We start from the raw sequence: 20,164 nt of genomic DNA on the forward strand, positions 1-20,164 counted from the left end.
ATCATGAAATCTATAAAAACTCTGATTACTGCCGCGCTGATCGTTTCACTCAGCTCCGGTTGTGAAAAAGTGCTCGAAGAGCATCCGCAGTCCCAAATTGTCCCTTCTTATTTTAACAGCCCGTCAGGCGTACTCGGAGGGATAGCAGGGGTTTATAACGATATTCGGGGCCAATGGGGGACCGAAGGATTTACCGTCGAAATGCAGGCCGGAACCGATGAGTTCATTCAAGGTGTCAATGCCGGTACTGGTAATGCATATACTTACAATGGTTTGAACAGCAGTAACTTTGGGTCGGCCTGGGGTGTTGCTTTTCAGGATATCAACACCTTGAATGGCGTGCTTCAATATGGTCAGACAATTGATCTGAATGAAGCTACACGGAAACAGTATCTTGCACAAGCCAAATTTTTGAGGGCTTTCTGGTATTTCTACTTGGTGCAGACCTGGGGCGATGTGCCGCTTCACACGGAGTTCATAACCGTAGCCTCGCAGGCAGCTTCGCGGCAACCTGCGGCAGCGGTTTATGAGCTGATCATTAAGGACCTGACAGAAGCTGCGGCTGACTTGCCTAACCAGCCTACCGCTCCATTCCTTGGAAAGGCGGCAACCAAACCAGTGGCGCAGTTCCTGCTTGCCAAAGTATATCTGACCCGCGGATGGTTGAATAACACAGCGGGTGATTTTACGCAGGCTGCAAAAATCTGTGATGAGATTATTGCCGGCAAATCTGCTTATGGTCTGGATTTATGGCAGGATTATGGTGACGCATTTGTTCCTGCAAACGACTATGGAAAAGAAACGATGTTTGTCAGCGACCACGTGCTGGATCCAAAATATGGTTATTACAGCGTCGGTGGAGCAGCCGGTGGCGGTGCGGCGCAAAACCTGAGTCCATGGTTCACCAACTGGAATTATCCTAACAACAGTGGTATCAATTCCATTAAAAATGCTGCCGGTGCTTTTGTGAACAGCGGAACTTCCGGCATGATCCGCGATTCTTACTACGGTCGCCCCTATGTGCGGATGCGCCCGAATTCGGATAAGCAGACTATTGGCACGCGTGCTGGCAAAAACTATTTTCTTGATCAGGCCTTCACAAACCGTGATGTCGATTCACGTTTTGCCAATTCATTTTACACGGTTTACATTGCAAACACTGCTGTAACCAATACGGCCACTACTGCCAACAATACCCGGGGAATCGGTTATACCACCGTACCTGGTTCGGACACAGCTGTTTGGCTGCCCGATTATGAAGTGCCAGGCGCACCTCAGTTTGTAGGGTCCAGGCCATTTAAGGGTATTGTAGTACCGCCAAGCCTTTGGAACAACGGTATTTATCCGGCATTGAAAAAATACATGGATCCCAGTCGTGGTGCTAATTTCAATGATCCATCCACGCGCCCTGCTGTATTGTACCGCTTTTCCGATGTTTACCTGACGGGTGCTGAGGCGCACTTCAAGGCGGGCGACGCATCCAGGGCAGCAACGCTGATCAATGTTTTACGGCAGCGCTCAGCATTCAGGAAAACCAATAACACGGCTCAGAATGCAGCTGCTGTCGCAGCTATGACCATCACCTCCGCTGACGTCACTCTCGATTTTATCCTTGACGAACGGAGCCGCGAGTTTTTCGGAGAATGGCAGCGTTGGCATGACCTTGTAAGAACACGCTCACTGGTTCGCCGTGTGCAGGAATGGAACAAAGAGGCAGCACCTTACATCAAAGATTTTCATATGTTACGGCCAATCCCGCAATCACAGATTGACAGGGTGGTGGAGGGGCCTAAGTTTCCACAAAATACAGGATACTAAAATTTTTTTAGAGACCTGATCCAACGATCCTGAGATGTAACTGCACCAATTGCGGTAAGGCATCTCAGGGTTAGTTTTTGTCCGGAGATGTTGCCGAAATATGATCCGGATAGTAGACATTCAACGATTTACAGTTTTATAGTAAACTAAAAATGATGATTCGATTTAATAAAAAGCTGCTGGTAACATTTGCGCTTATTGTTGCCGGTGCCGGTCAGGTAATCAGCCAGAAAGCACCCGGGAAAATCAAGCCTCTGGTTAATGGTTTGTATACCGCCGATCCGTCAGCGCATGTTTTTAACGGAAAAATCTACATTTATCCATCCCATGATGTTGAAGCAGACGTGCCTCAGGATGACGAAGGCGGACATTTCCAGATGCGGGATTACCATGTTTATTCCATGGACAAGATCGGTGGAAAAGTGACCGATCACGGCGTTGCGCTTGATGTAAAAGATGTGCCCTGGGCCGATAAACAAATGTGGGCGCCTGATGCAGCTTACAAAAACGGGACTTACTTTTTTTATTTTCCTGCCAAAGATAAAGAAGGCGTATTTCGAATAGGCGTGGCCACGAGCAAGTCGCCGGCCGGACCTTTTAAACCTGAGGCAAAACCAATTGAAGGAAGTTACAGCATCGACCCGGCAGTATTCACTGATACGGACGGCAAAACTTATATGTATTTCGGAGGGATCTGGGGCGGTCAGCTGCAACGCTGGCATACCGGAACTTATGATAAAACTTTAATGACGGATCTTGGAAAAGGTCATGAAAATGAACCTGCTTTAAGTGCGAAAATCGCGGTGATGAAAGACAATATGTTGTCATTTGCTGAGCCTTTACGTGATGTTCAGATCCTTGATGAAAACGGAAAACCATTACTGGCGGGCGACGCCAACCGCCGTTTCTTTGAAGGAGCATGGTTGCACAAGTACAACGGGAAATATTATTTCTCGTACTCAACAGGTGATACCCATCTGCTGTGTTACGCAGAAGGCACCTCGCCCTACGGACCATTCACCTACAAAGGTGTGATCATGAACCCGGTTGAAGGCTGGACAACACATCATTCTATTGTGGAATTTAAAGGAAAATGGTATCTGTATTACCACGATTCGGAGCTTTCAGGAAAGACACATCTTCGTAATGTGAAGGTTAGAGAACTGCTCAGAGACGACAAGGGAAATATCAAAACGATAAATCCCTAAAATCATTATTGAGATCAACTTACTCTGTTTAACACTAGAAAACACAGATATGAATATTGAAAGACGTGATTTTTTATCGACGTTAACACTGGCCGGCGCAGCCACGTTATTTTCGGGGAATTCGCTGTTGGCATCAACCGGTCCCAAAAAAGAAAAACTTGGTATTGCGCTGGTTGGTCTGGGATATTACAGCACCGATCTGTTAGCGCCTGCCCTGCAATTAACGGAGAAGTGTTATCTGGCCGGGATTGTAACAGGTACGCCTGCGAAAGCGGAATCCTGGAAAACCAAATACAATATCCCGGATAAGAATATCTACAATTATCAGAATTTCGACCAGATCGCCAATAACCCCGATATTGATGTGGTGTACGTGGTATTGCCACCATCCATGCACAGAGAATTCGTGGTAAGGGCTGCCAAAGCAGGCAAACATGTGTTTTGCGAGAAACCTATGGCACCATCTGTTGCTGACTGTGAGGCGATGATACAGGCTTGTAAAAGCAACAAAGTGAAATTGGCCATAGGCTATCGCTGCCAGCACGATCCTAATATTCAGGCGATCATCAGGTTGGCCAAAGACCCAAAATTCGGTAAGGTGAAAATGATAACCAGTGCAGCCGGATATTTCGATGCACGTACAAACCACTGGAAACAAAACAAAGCACTTGGCGGCGGAGCCATGGGGGATATGGGTGTTTACGCTTTGCAGGGTGCACGCCTTGCAACAGGCGAGGAGCCGGTAAGTGTTTTCGCGCAGGCATCTACCACCCGTCCTGAGATTTACAAGGAGGTCGAGGAAACAATGATGTTTATGCTGGATTTCCCGGGCGGTGCGAGAGCTTCCTGCCAGACCAGTTTCGGTATTAATATGAATTACCTTCAGGTAAACTATGAAAAAGGATGGGCTAAACTCGAACCACAGTCGGGATACAGTGGTAATAAAGGAAGTATGTCAGACGGCACCATTATCAATTTCCCTATCAAAAATCAGCAGGCCAGACAATTGGATGACGATTGCACCGCGCTTATGGCAAATACCGACCTGATAGCACCCGGTGAAGAGGGACTTAAAGATATTCGGGTTGTTGAGGCCATTTATAAATCCGTGGCAACTGGCAAAGTCATAAAAATCTAAACGATCAACCTGATGTGGACCTGTTTGGCTCGTGTTTCTGTTCAGGTCGGTTACTCAAAAATTTACCAATTCGTTATAAAGTTTAATACATGATGATTAAGCAATGTATCTGCACAGCAATTGCAGCCGGCTGGCTATTTTTTAGTCCTTGCGCGTCGGCACAGACAACCACGCTGGTCAACCCGATTTTGACCGGTTTTTATCCTGATCCAAGTGTGGTTCAGGTAGGGACTGACTATTACCTCGTTAACTCCACATTCTCTTATTTTCCGGGTATTCCGGTTTTTCACAGCAAGGATCTTAAAAACTGGAAGCAGATAGGCAACGTTATCGACCGTGCAACACAGATGGATTTTATGGGTGAAAAACTGACCCGAGGCCTTTTTGCTCCTGCGATCAGTTACCACAACGGAACGTATTATGTCACCTGTACCGATATTGATCACGACGGTAACTTCATTGTGGCTGCAAAAAATCCTGCTGGCCCGTGGAGCAATCCGGTACGTGTTCCGCAGGTTCATGGCATTGATCCTTCTCTTTATTTTGATGATGACAACAAAGCCTACATTGTGTATAACAGCGATGCCCCGGATCGAAACCCTTTGTATTCAGGACACAGAACCATCCGGATTTATGAAATTGATCCGGTCAGTTTGAAGGTTATTGGTGAAGAAAAACAGTTGGTCAACGGCGGGGTAGATCTGAGCAAAAAGCCGGTCTGGATTGAAGCACCGCATATCATGAAAAGAAATGGCTGGTATTACCTGTATGCTGCCGAAGGAGGAACTTCGGTCAACCACACAGAGGTGGTTTTTCGAAGCAAATCCGTTTGGGGACCTTACATCGCTTATGAAAACAACCCGATTCTGACGCAAAAGGGATTACCTGACGACCGAAAGGATCCGATCACTTCGGCTGGTCATGCACAATTTGTCGAAGGCCCCGACGGAAAAACTTATGCCATTTTCCTGGCCGTAAGACCTTATGAAGGCGATTATTACAACACCGGACGAGAAACTTTCATTACACCGGTGGAATGGAAAAACGATTGGCCAATCATTAATCCGGACGGTAAAGAAATCAAGTATACCTATGCAGTTAATTACAAAGAAGTAAAGCAAAAGGACGCACTTCCGCAGCTTGGCAATTTTGAGTATACCCTCACGTTTGAAAAATCATTGGATCCTGCTTTGCTTTTTATGAGAACGATCGACAGCAGTTCGTTCTCGCTTTCAAAACAAAACGGACTGACAATGAAACTGAAACCCGAAACCGTTATGGAGCTGGGTAATCCGTCATTTATTGGCAAGCGTCAGCAGCATTTGTATTGCACAGCTGAGATCGAACTTGATTTCAAACCGAAATCGGAAAACGAAAAAGCAGGTCTGACCATTTTGCAGGACGAGTCGCATTTCTATTATCTGAGCAAATCCCTGGACAAGGGGAAACCTTCCATTCAGCTTTTCAAAGCCAGCGCCGATGGGAAAAAAATGGAAGTGATTGCCCAAAAGCAGATTGCAGAAGATGGCAAGCCAGTCAGGCTGCGGATTGTGGCGGAGGGTGAGTTTTACAGTTTTTACTATACCACCGGGTCTTCCTGGGAGTTGCTTCAAGACAAGCTGGATGCGAAATACCTGAGTACCAAAACAGCGGGCGGTTTCATCGGTTGTTTGTTTGGTATGTACGCAACTTCTTCCGGAGATCAGACCACCAATTCTGCTTCATTTAAGTATTTGAAATACAGTGGTAATGATCCGATGTTTAAAAAAGCAGCAAGGTGAATTTTCAAATCCAACAGTCCTATATCTCCTTACGTTTCCGTTTTCCAACGTTCCCATTAAAACCATGAAACAACTTATATCGATAGTCATGAGCCTGATGATGCTTACTTTTGTAAGCGAGGCCCAGGAAATATTAAAAGAAATGCCGAAAGGTTATGATGCTGTGCAGGCCGGAGCCCCGGTCGGGAAAATCGATACCATTCAATATCAATCCGGGACCGTAGGCAGTAAGCGTCAGGCGCTCGTGTATACGCCGCCGGGTTTTAGTAAAAAGAAAAAATATCCTGTCTTATATCTTCTGCATGGTATTGGCGGGGATGAAAAGGAGTGGCTGAATGGAGGTAATCCGCAATTGATTCTGGATCATCTTTATGCTGAAAAGAAAATTGAACCCATGATTGTGGTGATGCCAAATGGGAGAGCCATGAAGGACGACCGTGCTACGGGAAATATCATGGCGGCCGACAAAGTCGCTGCATTTGCAACATTTGAACAGGATCTGCTTAAAGATCTGATCCCGTTTATCGAGAGCAAATATCCTGCCTTGAAAGACCGGGAACATCGTGCCATCGCGGGGTTATCCATGGGGGGAGGGCAGTCGCTTAACTTCGGATTGGGTAACCTGGATCAGTTCGCCTGGGTGGGTGGATTTTCGTCGGCCCCTAATACCAAAATGCCTGCGGAGCTGATGCCTGATCCACAGGAAGCAAAAAAGAAGTTGAAATTACTTTTCATTTCCTGCGGTGATAACGACAGACTGATCACTTTCAGTAAACGGACGCATGACTACATGTTCGAAAATCACGTTCCGCATGTGTATTACATTGAGCCCGGTGTGCATGATTTTAAGGTATGGAAGAATGGCTTGTATATGTTTTCTCAGTTTCTTTTCAAACCGGTTGACAATGCGTCTTTGTCAAAATACACCATTCTGGGCACGCGGGCTGCTACCAACATCCGGTCGGCACAATATCCTCAGATCCTTCCCGATAACCGCGTAGTATTCCGGGTAAAAGCGCCGGAAGCGCACAGGGTTCAGATCGACCTTGGCAAGAAATATGAAATGGCGAAAGATACCGGCGGATATTGGGCAGTAACAACGGATTCGATCGGCAAAGGTTTTCACTATTACTCGCTTCTGATTGACGGCGTGGCATTGGCTGATCCTGCCAGCGAAACCTTTTATGGAATGGGCCGCATGGCCAGCGGGATTGAGATTCCGTACCGAAATGGTGATTATTATGCCGTTAAAGATATTCCGCATGGTGAAATTCGTATCAAAAAGTATCTGTCAAAAGCACTTGGTGGCTGGCGTGAAATGTATGTGTACACGCCACCAGGTTATGACAAATCCACTGAAAAGTACCCCGTATTGTACCTGCTTCACGGAGGCGGCGAAGACCAGAGAGGCTGGGCTACGCAAGGTAAAACAGACCTGATTCTGGATAACCTTATCGCAGAAGGAAAAGCCAAACCGATGGTTATTGTCATGCTGGACGGTAACGTAGGTGCAACAGGTGGCATAGCGGGGTTCAATGAAAATGTATTGAAGACATTCGAAAATGAGCTTAAAAATGCGACTATTCCTTTTGTTGAAAGCAACTTTCGGGTGCAGACGGATGCAAAAAACAGAGCACTTGCAGGGCTATCGATGGGCGGATTGCAAACACTTTATGCCGGGATCAGAAATAGTGAATTATTCTCGTCTTTGGGTGTATTCAGCTCCGGTTGGTTTGCCAATAATACTGCACTCACCACTCCGCAATATGAGTTCATGAAAAACAATGCGGACAAGATCAACAGCAATATTAAGAACCTGTGGATATCCATGGGCGGACAGGAAGATATTGCCTTCAATAATTGCAAAATCATGCGTGCAAAATTTGATGAGCTGGGAGTAAAATACACATACAGCGAATACCCCGGCGGACATACCTGGCCGGTGTGGAGACATGATTTGTTTCAGTTTTCACAAATTCTATTTAAATAAGAGCTGTCAGCAATCGGCCTTCGGCGGTCGGATTAACACTAACAACGAAATTTTATACGATTGTGAAAGCCAAAAGCCGATGGCCAACAGCTAATAATAACTCATTCTCTTAAACAAAAAAATTAATGATAAAATCATCTGAATTAAGATTTTGGGTTCGGTGTATGGCTGTATTGGGGTTATTATTTTCCTGGACTGACCTGCTGGCACAGAAGACTCTTAAAGAAGCATATAAGGATTATTTTCCGGTTGGTGTGGCCGTTGCCCCCAGGAATTTGTCAGGACCCGAGGCAGAACTGATCAAACAGCAGTTCATTAGCATAACCCCTGAAAACGCAATGAAAATGGGGCCGATTCATCCTGAGGAAAATCGCTATAACTGGCAGGATGCGGACGCGATTGTGGAGTTTGGACAGAAAAACGGGATTCTGGTAAGAGGGCACACGCTATGCTGGCACAGTCAGGTGCCTAACTGGTTTTTTACGAATTCCTCGGGACAGCAGGTTACAAGAGAAGAGCTGCTGGGAAGGCTCAAACAGCATATTACGGATGTAATGACCCGATACAAAGGAAAAATTTACGCCTGGGACGTGGTGAATGAAGCAGTACCGGATACGGGAAAGAGTATTTACCGGCAATCGAAATTTTACCAGATCATAGGGGAGGAGTACATTCAGAAGGCATTTGAGTATGCACATGCCATTGATCCGCAGGCAAAGCTATTTTACAACGATTACAATACCGAGAGCGCTGCGAAAAGAGAGAAAATTTATCAGCTGGTTAAAAAACTAAAAGATAAAAACGTCCCGATTCATGGTGTCGGATTGCAAGGTCACTGGTCCATTTACGAACCTACACAGCAGGAGCTGGAAAAGTCTATCAGACAGTTCGCAGATTTAGGCCTGGCTGTTCAGGTTACCGAGCTTGACGTTTCTGTATATCCCAAGGAGCATGAACGCAGGGCACGAAAAGATACGGATCAAAGCATTTATACGGATGAAATGATGCAAAAGCAATCAGCTCATTACAAGATGCTCTTCGATACATTCAGGAAATATAAAGGCACAGTTACGGGTGTCACCTTCTGGAATGTGTCTGACAGATCGAGCTGGCTGGATAATTTCCCGGTGTCCAATCGTAAAGATTACCCGCTATTATTCGATCAGCATTATCAACCCAAAAAGGCATTTGAAGGAGTAGTTAATTTCTAAATGCTTTTGTTTAAATCGTACATTCATTTACAACATGATGACAAATTTGGCATAAACCGAATTTGTCCAACTACCCGGCTCATCGATGAGGATTTTCAAGTTTACATTTCTGCTCTTTTTTCTACACTACGCTCTACCGGCACAGATCCGCTTGCCACAGCTGATTGCTGACAATATGGTATTGCAGCGCGATCAGCCAATCACGATTTGGGGCTGGGCCACGCCGAAAGAAAAGATAACGGTGACACTGAAAAACAAAAGTTACAGTGCGGCGACAACTACGGATGGGAAATGGAAAATTCAACTGCCTGCACAGCCAGCGGGTATTGGTTATGAGCTTATTTTAAAAGGTAAAAACCAGATCCGGATTAAAAATATAGCGTTCGGAGATGTGTGGTTATGCAGTGGACAAAGCAATATGGTCATCAATATGGAGCGTGTCAAAGAGCGTTTTCCTGATGATATAACATCTGCCAATTACCCGGATATCCGCAATTTTTTTATTCCGACACTTGCAGCGCTTAACGGTCCAAAGGAAGATCTTCCGAAATCAGAATGGAAAACAGCGACTGCCGAAGATGTGCTAAGTTTCGGTGCTGTTGCGTACTTTTTCGCCAGGGATTTGTATGATCGATACAAAGTGCCGATTGGCATTATCAATAGTTCTGTCGGTGGAACTCCCATTGAAGCGTGGATCAGTGAAGGCGGTTACAAAGACTTTGCTGATATTCAGAAAACCATTATGCGTAACAAAGACACCAGTTATGTGAAATCGCGCAGTTTTCGCCCGGTTTTAGTCAATTCAAATTCACGCGACGCAAGCGATCCTGGAAAAACAGCGCATTGGGAAAGTGAAACGTATCAGCCAAAAGGATGGAGAAACTTTAACATCCCGGGCTATTGGGAAGACCAGGGTCTTAAAGATCTGGATGGTGTAGTATGGTTTCGCAGAGAATTTGAAATTCCCGAAAGCTGGGTTGGCAAGCCGGTTAAGCTTTTTATGGGGCGCATTATAGATGCTGATGAAATGTATGTCAATGGTAAAAAAATTGGTAACACCACTTATCAGTATCCACCCCGCCGTTATGAAATTCCGTCGGATTTGTTGAAAGCGGGTAAAAACACGTTTGTCATCAGGGTCACAAATCAGATAGGGATAGGCGGCTTTGTACCGGATAAACCTTATTTCATGACGGCTAACGATCAGCAGATTGATTTAAAAGGAATCTGGCAATACAAGGTCGGGCAGGTTTACAAACCTGCGGGCATTCCCGATGGCGCCAATCCTCCTCTCGTGGCTCAGAACCAGCCAACTGCGTTATTCAACGCAATGGTTGCTCCGGTACTACCCATGAAACTGAAAGGTTTTGTGTGGTATCAGGGCGAGTCGAATATCAGTAATCCGAATGCTTACAATGCGTTGATGCCGGCGTTAATCCATGATTGGAGAAGACTTTGGGCTGATGAAAATTTGCCGTTTTTAGTAGTACAGCTGCCTAATTTTCAGGATATCAGCTACACACCATCTGAAAGCAATTTAGCTATAATCAGAGAGGCGCAGAACAAAGCACTTACGTTGAAGAATACGGCCGTGACGGTTACAGTGGATCTGGGTGAGTGGAATGATATACATCCTTTAAATAAAAAAGACATCGGAAAAAGACTGGCGCTTTCTGCCCGAAATCTTGCTTACAAAGAGAAGAATGTCGTTTACAGCGGTCCAAGGCTTAAATCACAAAGTATTTCGGGCGATAAGGTTATCCTGACGTTTGACGACGTGGCGGATGGAATACGATCCGGAGACGGAGAAGATTTGCGTTGGTTTGCTGTGGCCGATTATGACAAACATTTCGTTTGGGCAAAAGTGAAAATTTTGGGCAAAAATCAGATTGAGTTGTGGAGTGAGACGGTAAGGACACCGAAATATGTCCGCTACGCCTGGCAGGATAATCCCGAAGGAGTCAATTTTTACAATTCCGAAGGCCTACCGGCTTCGCCTTTCCGGACGGACGCAGAAATTTCGGATGAGTCAAAACCCTGGAAAGGGAAGAAAGCTGCCGTTGTATTGACCTACGATGACGCGCTGAATGTACACCTGGATAACGTCATTCCGGCTTTGGATTCTTTGAGTTTAAAAGGTACTTTTTATCTGACAGCCTCCTCGGACGCAGCCCGCAACAGGATCAAAGACTGGCGTGTTGCGGCGGGCAAAGGGCATGAACTGGGCAATCACACGCTGTATCATCCTTGCGATGCGAGCGGTCCGGGTATGAGCTGGGTGAAACCTGAATATGATCTGAGTAAGTACAGTCTGGGTAGAATTCAGGATGAAATAAAGATGTGTAACGCCTTTCTAAAATCCATCGATGGTCGCGATAAACGTACATTCGCCTTCACCTGTGGTCATAAAAAAGTAGCCGAAGGTGAATTTATACAAACACTTTCTGATGATTTTGTTGCTGCCAGAGCGGTGCGGCATGAAATGCATTCGTTTGAAGAACAGAAGCTGCTGGATATCGATTGTTATTCGATGGTTGAACAGACAGGACAACAGATGATAGAGCTCGTAAGACAAGCGCAGCAGAGCGGCAAGTTGCTTGTCTTCCTGTTTCATGGTGTGGGTGGAGAACATGCACTGAATGTTTCCAGTCAGGCGCATAGCGAGTTACTGCATTATTTGAAAGAACAGCAAAATGAAATTTATATCGATACCATGCTCAACGTCGCAGAGCATATTCGTCATGTGAAAAAATAATTCAAGTACGATGTTAATATCTCTGATTATCAGCTTTCTAGATATTCTATTCAACGACACAAATCAATACCGCATTTATTATGACCAGAAAATTCCTGTTATTATTTTTCAGTTTTATCCTGATCGGCGCAGCATCATTTGCCGCTGATCCATCACCCTCTGACGGTGATGACGGGTACAAGCTTTGGCTTAAATATGAGCCGGTTAAAAACTTATCCATTAAGGCTGAATACCTTCGCTTTGCAGCTTTTATTAGCAATTCGTCCGGAGGTGAGATCGCGCAGAGTGCGTCCCGTGAGCTGCAAACAGGGTTGGGAAGTCTTTTGGGCAAAAATGTTCCTGTTACAAATCTATCGGGGAGTAAATCTGGTGGTATCGTTTTCAGGCTGGAACCTGATACCGATCTGAAAGATGAAGGTTACCGGATTCAATTGTCTGGCGGCAACATTGTTATTAGTTCAAAATCAGAAAGCGGTATTTTGTATGGAACTTTTGCCTTGTTAAGACATATGCAGATGCAGCGTTCGTTAAAAGGTCTCAACATTGCAAGCAGCCCTAAAGTACGTTATCGGATGTTGAATCACTGGGATAATCCGGATGGTACCATCGAGCGTGGTTATGCGGGGGCGTCTCTTTGGAAATGGTACGAATTGCCCGAGCGTGTTGACCCGCGTTATCAGGACTATGCACGCGCCAATGCTTCATTGGGAATTAATGGCACGGTGCTCAATAATGTCAATGCCAGCGCACGGTTTATGTCACAGGAATATATTGCGAAAGTTGCCGCCATAGCTGACGTTATGCGGAAGTATGGTATTAAAACGTATTTGTCTGTCTATTTTGCTGCGCCCAAAACATTGGGTGGGCTATCGACTTCTGATCCGTTGGATCCTCAGGTGCGTGCGTGGTGGAAAGAAAAGGTCGCTCAGATCTACAAAGAAATACCTGACTTTGGCGGTTTTTTAGTAAAAGCTAATTCAGAGGGTGAGCCCGGCCCGCAGGACTACGGTCGCACACATGCCGATGGCGCAAACATGCTGGCAGAAGCATTCAAACCTTATGACGGCATTGTAGTCTGGCGTGCTTTTGTCTACAAGGCAGATCCGAATGCAGACCGTTTTAAAGCAGCTTATGAAGAATTTGTACCGCTGGATGGCAAGTTTGATCCCAGAGTAATTGTACAGGTCAAGAACGGCCCTATTGATTTTCAGCCACGAGAGCCATTTTCGCCTTTGTTCGGGAATATGCCTAAAACACCGCTGGGCATGGAATTCCAGCTTACGCAGGAATACCTGGGCTTTGCTTCACACGCCGTATATGAAGCCCCTATTTTCAAGGAATGTCTGGATTCGGACACCTATGTAAACGGGAAGGGATCGACCGTTGCAAAAGTTGTAGATGGAAGTTTACATGGATATTCACGCACACTGATGGCTGGTGTTGCCAATACAGGAAACAGCAGAAACTGGACGGGACATCCGCTGGCGCAGGCCAACTGGTATGCATTCGGAAGGCTTAGCTGGGATCATCAGCTTAGTTCAGAAGATATAGCCCGTGAATGGACTGAGCTGACTTTGACGCGTAATCAAAAAGCGCGGGAGAATATCGTTGGACTGATGATGCGATCACGTGAGATCTATGTCGATTACAACACGCCTCTTGGACTCTCCCGGCCCTGGATGGGCGTTCACTTCGCTCCTGAACCCTGGCAAAATAGGGGTTCCCGGCCAGACTGGACAGCCGTCTATTATCACCGGGCTGATTCCGCCGGTCTTGGGTTTGACAGAACAGCTTCCGGCAGCAGTGCCCTGGCACAATACCGGCCAGAGGTAGAGCAGCAATGGAATAATCCTGACAAAACCCCATTGACATATCTGCTATGGTTTCATCACGTTGGCTGGGATAAAAAGCTTAGCACCGGACGAACGCTGTGGGAGGAACTTTGTACCCGTTTTTACACCGGTGCAGATTCGGTGTCATGGATGCAGCAGCAGTGGGATCTGGCAAAAGGAAGTCTGGATCCGCAGGTATATACCGATGTTGCCCAGCGATTAAAGGTTCAGCATAGAGAGGCGATCTGGTGGAGAGATGCCTGGGTTTTGTATTTACAGACTTTTGCCAAAAAACCGGTTCCGGCGGGCTTTGAGCCGCCGAAACAGACTTTGGAAGAAGTCAAAAAGTCGGTGGATATTTATCTGATGAGATAGCCGGTTTAGCATCAATTAATTTAAAGATTTATCAAAATATACTTTTCAATGAAGCAGTTACAGTCGCTTGATTACATAATTTTCTTTGTCTACTTTATCATTGTGTCGGTATATGGCTACTGGATTTACAATCGGAAGAAAAGTGAATTAGCTTCAACCAAAGATTTTTTTCTGGCGGAAGGATCTTTGACCTGGTGGGCAATCGGGGCTTCTTTGATTGCCTCCAATATTTCCGCTGAACAGTTTATCGGGATGTCCGGAAACGGTTTTTCGATGGGACTGGCCATATCAAGTTACGAATGGATGGCAGCTGCAACACTGGTAATTGTTGCGCTCTTTTTTATGCCAATATATTTGAAGAACAAGATTTTTACCATGCCCCAATTTTTAAGCCAACGTTATAATCCAACAGTTAGCCTCATCATGGCAATTTTCTGGCTGGGGTTATACATTCTGGTGAATTTGACCTCAATTTTATACCTGGGAGCATTGGCCGTGTCTGGCATTTCAGGTCTGGATTTTGACCTGTGTATGTGGGGGCTTGCTATTTTTTCAATTGTGATCACAATCGGGGGAATGAAAGTGATTGGTTTTACCGATGTAATACAGGTTTTCTTTCTGATTATCGGTGGACTTGCGACGAGTTACATTGCCATCAATCTGGTTTCGGATAATTTTGATACAGCAGGTCTGTTCAACGGCCTTAAAATGATGAAAGAAAGTCACGATGATCATTTTCATATGATCTTTAAAGAAGGCAGCACGCATTATATGGAGTTACCCGGTCTGACGGTTCTGTTAGGCGGGATGTGGATCGTGAACCTGAATTACTGGGGATGCAACCAGTATATTACCCAGCGTGCGCTGGGGGCGGACCTTAAAACGGCGCGTAACGGACTGCTGTTTGCCGCTTTTTTGAAACTTTTGATGCCCGTAATTGTGGTACTTCCGGGGATTGCTGCATATACACTTTACAATCAGGGGCTGTTTCAACAGGAAATGACTGAGAATGGCGTTATCGTTGCAGATAAGGCCTATCCGGTATTGCTGAACTTATTACCTGCCGGATTGAAAGGACTTTCATTTGCTGCACTAACCGCAGCCATTGTCGCATCGCTGGCAGGAAAAGCCAATAGTATTTCAACGATTTTTACGCTTGATATTTTCAAGATTTACATTGGTAAAAACAGATCCGAAGCACAGCTTGTAACCATTGGCCGGATCGTAATTGTAATTTCGATGATCATGGCCATTCTGATTTCGCCATACATGGGCATCAATAAAGCAGGAGGTTTTCAGTTTATTCAGCAAATGACGGGGTTATTGTCTCCCGGGATTTTTGCGTCTTTTATTATGGGTTTCTTTTGGAAGCGGAGCAATTCAGCCGGCGCATTATTTGCCATTGTCGGTGGTTTTATTGTAGCACTGGGTATGCACAACAACTGGCTACCCTTCGCAGACTGGACACAAGTGCCGTTTTTGGATAGAATGGGTTGGGTTTTCGTGATTTGTATCGCAGGAATGTTTGTGCTGGGCTACATTTTACCTGACGAGAAAAAGGGCCTTGTAATTGATCCTTCCATGTTCAAAGCCCATAAAGGTTTTGTTTTTGGAGCTGTCATTATTCTTGTTTTGCTGATCGCATTGTATACTTTCTTTTGGTAGACAGCATCATTTCTGAGGAGCAATTATTTAGTAATCATATCAGTAAAAGGCCCCGGGGGAAAATGTTTTCCCGTGGCCTTTTAGTTAAAACGGAGATGGAAAAATATTAACATTCTGACAATGGGTCAGCCATGTAACTTATCCTGGCAATTTTTGAAACCAGTATATTTTTAAAGTTCATTGAGGCATCGTTAAATCATTTATTTCTGTCGGCAGCGGGCGATAATAAATTGTGTTATGCTTTAATGTTAATAATCAAATATTCTTAATTCACGAGCGGAAACTTTCCAACGCTGTTCAAAACTTAAAACGCAGGTTACACCTCATTTATCTGAGACATAACCTGCGTTTTTAATAAACATAACCTTATTGGTAATCAATAGATCAGAGGAATTTAGTTTCTTACAAACGAGCCTTTGAAGTTATCCAGACGGTAGAAATACATCCCCGGTGTAAGGAATGAAACATCAAGCCCGGCTTGCCCGGATTTTCCGAGGTCAGATTGGAGAACTTCCTGTCCGAGTATGTTCAGGATAACCAGTTTTCCATTTACCTTATTTCCTTTGAGATCTATTGTAAGGATATCTTTAACCGGATTTGGATATACGATTACCGGCGTTAAATCTCCGTTTTTCACTGATCTGATCGAAGAATACATATAGGTTCCATCCAAATCGACCTGTTTCAGGCGGTAGTAGCTGGTACTTTTAAGTGGAAAAAGATCAGTCAATGTGTAACGGTTTTCTGAATTACTGTTTCCATATCCCTTCACAGAAGCAATTTTTTCAAACTTCTTGGCATCTGCGCTTCGCTCGACATCAAATCCGGCATTGTTCTGTTCAGAATACGTGGTCCATTCCAGATAAACAGTGTTTTCCACAGATTTTGCGCTAAACGCGCCTAAACGGACCGGCAGTGCAGTTTCATCTAAGGTAATTTCCAAAGTTGGGACTGCGGTTGCCAGGCCTGGGGCCAAGTAGCCATCAAATGAGCCGACAGATGGCTGTGACAAGGATGTTACCCGATTAAAAGTGAAAGTGCTATTGTTGGTCGTTAGATAATAGCTGCCGATAGGCGCTTTGATTCCAATGTAAACGCCACCCGTTATCCCCACTTGCAGGTTGCGCGCCGCACTCAGTGTAAAATCCTCATTTGCCGTAGCCGTTTTCAGGTTTGGAGATGAAGCAATTGCGCCTGCTCCTTCAAATGTGAAGGTACCCACACCAGTTACCAATACCGGCGTGTTTGCAGGAATTTTGGAAGTAGTGATAATTTTACCAATTATTTTTGGATCTGTAAATTCCAGATTGTAGGCTTTTACACCTGTTGGTATGCTGGATTCAAACGGTAATACCAACATTTTCATTCCGTTCAATGTCGCGCGGTATGTACCTGTTGTGGACGTAAAACCTAGTGGCGTGTAAAAATCCCCACCCATATCGCTCAGTTCAAGTTTTTCGCAGATTGATCCGTTTACGACGTTCGTCTTGTCATTCAAGACGCCGCTTTGCGTGTAGAAGACCCCGTTCTTATTTGCCGCAGCAGCATGCCAGTCTGTTTGTGAAGCGATTCCAGTGGATCCGGTAAAATCAATGGAAGTGTAACCAACATCGTCCAGACAATCCAAAAGATAACTGTCTGAATCATTGTAAACTCCTGAAAATTTATAGCCTTTTTCATTACCAACTGCCAAATACACATTCTGGAATTTGAAGGTCAGTGCCGAGCTGAAATTGTTATTCCGAAGTCCAATAATTCCGGTACAGCCGTTGGTAAGCACATTTTCAGAAATGTCAAAAACCAGGTCAAAATTGGCTCTTCTGGGAAAGGCGATATCTCCATAATTTTGCGACCTTACTGCCCCGTCCTTGTCAACATAATAGAGCGTGGTTTGGGCAGAAGTGTAAAGGTTGGATGATGACAAACTTTCTACTCTGAAAACCAGTCTGTTAAATTTGCCATTGAGCTGCACATATCCATTGGCAGCAGTTGTGTTTGTGCTGATCAGCGGCATGTCGGTTTTAAATGTAACCGTTTTGTTGCTTAGCTTGTAAACTGTGCCAAAGGCAGGGTTGGTCGTAGTTTTTCCATCTATTTTTTCGAAGTTAATGAGCTCACTGCTCATTTGTGAAACGGTTCGCTCTCCGCTTTTACTGAAAACAAGTGTCGTTATACTCGATGCGCCGATGGTTACCTTTGGTCGGGCTGTTTCACCAGTAAATGCTACATCTGTTTCGATTAGACTTGTTGCGGCAGTGGTTGTTATCGCTTTCCCGGACGTAGAAAGAAACGGCAAATCAACGGATAAGTTATAGGAATTGGCCGAAGAATTGATCACCACTACAAAAACTTTATCGCCTGTTTCGGAGATGTACGAAGAGCCGTTCAGCGCGCTGGTATTGTCGTTCCATATATTTTGGATTCGTTTCGCACCTGTGACATACTTCGCATAATGGGAGAGTATATTTCCGCGTTTGGTTATGGCTCCGGCAACAGTTCCAAATTGTCCATCACCCATTGGCCCGTAATAACGCTTGGTCGCATAATGTACCCACGCGTTGACATTGGCAAGCATTGCTTCATTTATCTTCGTGGCGAAGTCGAAGGCGTCGCTTTGCCAATTGTAATTGCGGGAAGTGCCTCCGGAATTCCAGTTGATCAGGTACTCGGTCATCCAGGCTTCTTTACCCTGCGCCTGCACATTAAGCAGTCCTGACTGGATTGCGCCATATTGATGTCCACCGAAAATTTCAAAGTTGGCCAGTACGGTCGGATCCAGGAAAGCGGTTGCATAACTGTCAGTGATTCCAACGGTTTCGGGAGCTATGATCTTACAATTGATCTTGTCACCCTGCTCCCGAATGAACTTGGCCATTTGCGCAGGCGTCCAGATACATCCGGCATAATCGACCTGATAATCGGGCTCGTTTTGCAGGGATATTGCGTATAATTCTACCCCGTTGGTTCTGAGATAGGTTACAAAATCATCGAGGTATTTTGCATAGTCCGCATAATGTTCCTCTTTTAGATTTACCGCCCTAACCACACCATTTTCATCCGTGTAGCGCGAGGCAGTTGTATTGTAGGTTTTCCATTCCGCAGGCATGGACCAGGGGGAAGCGAATATCTTCAACCCCAGCGATTGCGCCAACTGAGCGGTAGCCAGAGATTGCGGCCAGTTGGCTTCTCCGATAGGAATATAGATCCGCATGATGTTGTAACCTGCTTCGCTGTTTTCGCCCCACATTTTTCTGATTTCTTCCTCAGTCATATGGTTGTACCCAAACTGGGGGCTATTTACAAACCCGCCAAAACCGGTGATTTTCTGATAGGATACATCTTTATTGAGCTTTACGGTCGCATTTCTCACCTGGGCAAACGCAGAAGTGTTAAACAGGGTTAACGCAGCTATGAATAAGGCTGGAATAAATAATTGTAGTAATTTTATTTTCATTGGTTTAAATGGTTGATTATTAATGTTTTAGTGGGAAATGTATTGCGTAATGCAGCAAGCGCGCTGAGTTTGAAACGTCGTGTGCAGAAACGGTGACGCTTCTGCACGGCTAATCCGGCGGGACATCTTTTACCATAATATATATATGATTTGCTTAATAAATAATATAATTTTATTGAGCAAAGTACGGCAGGGAGAAAATGAAACTATGGCACAAATCGTCAAATTTGTGGTAAGTATGTTCGGTTGGTGAAGGAAGTCTGATTTTGCTTGTGTATTTCTGTGTTCAGGCAGTCACGGATAGTACTGAGACAGCCAAGAAATACAGCCATATTTTTATTTGAAAGAAAAATATGTGCTACTTTAGAATGCTTGCCGCTTTGTAAGGTTGTTTTATGATTGCGATGCAGCATGATGTGTGTTCAACCGTTCTCTAACAGGTGGAAAATTAAATAGTAATACTATGGCGAAATATTCAATTACAGTCAATGGTCAAAGCCACGAAGTCGATGCTTTGGAGGATATGCCGTTATTGTGGGTTTTGAGGGACATTATCGGTTTGAAAGGGACCAAGTATGGTTGCGGAAAAGCACTGTGCGGGGCCTGTACAGTTCATTTAGACGATGTCGCAATCCGGTCGTGCAGCTATCCTGTTTCTTCAATTGGTGCTGCAAAAGTGACAACCATTGAGGGGCTCGCCGAGAAAGGTGATCACCCGCTTCAGAAGGCCTGGGAGGAACACATGGTTCCTCAATGTGGCTATTGTCAGACAGGGCAGATTATGAATGCGGCGGCGTTGTTGAAAACTAATCCAAACCCGACCGAAGAAGCTATTCAGCAGGCTATGGAAGGAAATCTCTGCCGTTGTGGTACTTACAACCGTATAAAGGCTGCCATTATGAGTGCGGCATCTGTCTCAGAAAAATAATGCGACCTT

Annotated in this window: 11 protein-coding genes; 10 read left to right on the forward strand and 1 reads right to left on the reverse strand. The window is 45.1% G+C overall.

Features of this window, described 5'->3' with window-relative positions; translation table 11 throughout:
• Positions 1-3: 3 nt before the first annotated feature.
• The 9 genes from M1L62_RS13180 to M1L62_RS13220 all read left to right on the forward strand — a co-directional run bounded on the left by M1L62_RS13180 (position 4) and on the right by M1L62_RS13220 (position 15,773).
• Positions 4-1,818, forward strand: coding sequence for a RagB/SusD family nutrient uptake outer membrane protein (locus M1L62_RS13180; protein WP_254560051.1), 1,815 nt, complete (start codon positions 4-6; stop codon positions 1,816-1,818).
• Positions 1,819-1,973: 155 nt separating this feature from the next.
• Positions 1,974-3,026 (forward strand): glycoside hydrolase family 43 protein, encoded by a 1,053-nt coding sequence (locus M1L62_RS13185; RefSeq protein WP_254560489.1) that lies wholly within the window; start codon positions 1,974-1,976, stop codon positions 3,024-3,026.
• Between the two features lie 49 nt (positions 3,027-3,075).
• Positions 3,076-4,164 (forward strand): Gfo/Idh/MocA family protein, encoded by a 1,089-nt coding sequence (locus tag M1L62_RS13190; RefSeq protein ID WP_254560052.1) that lies wholly within the window; start codon positions 3,076-3,078, stop codon positions 4,162-4,164.
• A 92-nt stretch (positions 4,165-4,256) separates the two neighbouring features.
• Positions 4,257-5,945 carry a glycoside hydrolase family 43 protein gene (locus M1L62_RS13195; protein ID WP_254560490.1) on the forward strand — a complete coding sequence of 563 codons (1,689 nt, stop codon included), beginning with the start codon at positions 4,257-4,259 and terminating at the stop codon, positions 5,943-5,945.
• 64 nt (positions 5,946-6,009) lie between these two features.
• Entirely contained in the window at positions 6,010-7,935 is a 1,926-nt protein-coding gene (locus M1L62_RS13200) for an alpha/beta hydrolase-fold protein (protein WP_254560053.1), read from the forward strand.
• Positions 7,936-8,099: 164 nt separating this feature from the next.
• The gene (locus M1L62_RS13205) at positions 8,100-9,146 is read left to right on the forward strand and encodes an endo-1,4-beta-xylanase (protein WP_254560491.1); all 1,047 of its coding nucleotides are present in this window, start codon (positions 8,100-8,102) and stop codon (positions 9,144-9,146) included.
• Positions 9,147-9,231: 85 nt separating this feature from the next.
• Complete coding sequence (locus M1L62_RS13210) at positions 9,232-11,901, forward strand: sialate O-acetylesterase (protein WP_254560054.1); 2,670 nt, start codon at positions 9,232-9,234, stop codon at positions 11,899-11,901.
• An 80-nt stretch (positions 11,902-11,981) separates the two neighbouring features.
• Positions 11,982-14,108, forward strand: a complete 2,127-nt coding sequence (locus M1L62_RS13215; protein ID WP_254560055.1) for an alpha-glucuronidase family glycosyl hydrolase — start codon at positions 11,982-11,984, stop codon at positions 14,106-14,108.
• A 48-nt stretch (positions 14,109-14,156) separates the two neighbouring features.
• Positions 14,157-15,773, forward strand: coding sequence for a sodium:solute symporter family transporter (locus tag M1L62_RS13220; RefSeq protein WP_254560056.1), 1,617 nt, complete (start codon positions 14,157-14,159; stop codon positions 15,771-15,773).
• Positions 15,774-16,167: 394 nt separating this feature from the next.
• Here M1L62_RS13220 and M1L62_RS13225 read toward each other — a convergent pair whose 3' ends face one another.
• Entirely contained in the window at positions 16,168-19,227 is a 3,060-nt protein-coding gene (locus M1L62_RS13225) for a T9SS type A sorting domain-containing protein (RefSeq protein ID WP_254560057.1), read from the reverse strand.
• Between the two features lie 463 nt (positions 19,228-19,690).
• Between M1L62_RS13225 and M1L62_RS13230 the strand changes: the two genes are divergently transcribed.
• The gene (locus M1L62_RS13230) at positions 19,691-20,155 is read left to right on the forward strand and encodes a (2Fe-2S)-binding protein (RefSeq protein WP_254560058.1); all 465 of its coding nucleotides are present in this window, start codon (positions 19,691-19,693) and stop codon (positions 20,153-20,155) included.
• Positions 20,156-20,164: the final 9 nt, after the last annotated feature.

The sequence above is a fragment of the Dyadobacter diqingensis genome (genome assembly GCF_024220585.1).
Taxonomy (GTDB): Bacteria; Bacteroidota; Bacteroidia; order Cytophagales; family Spirosomataceae; genus Dyadobacter; species Dyadobacter diqingensis.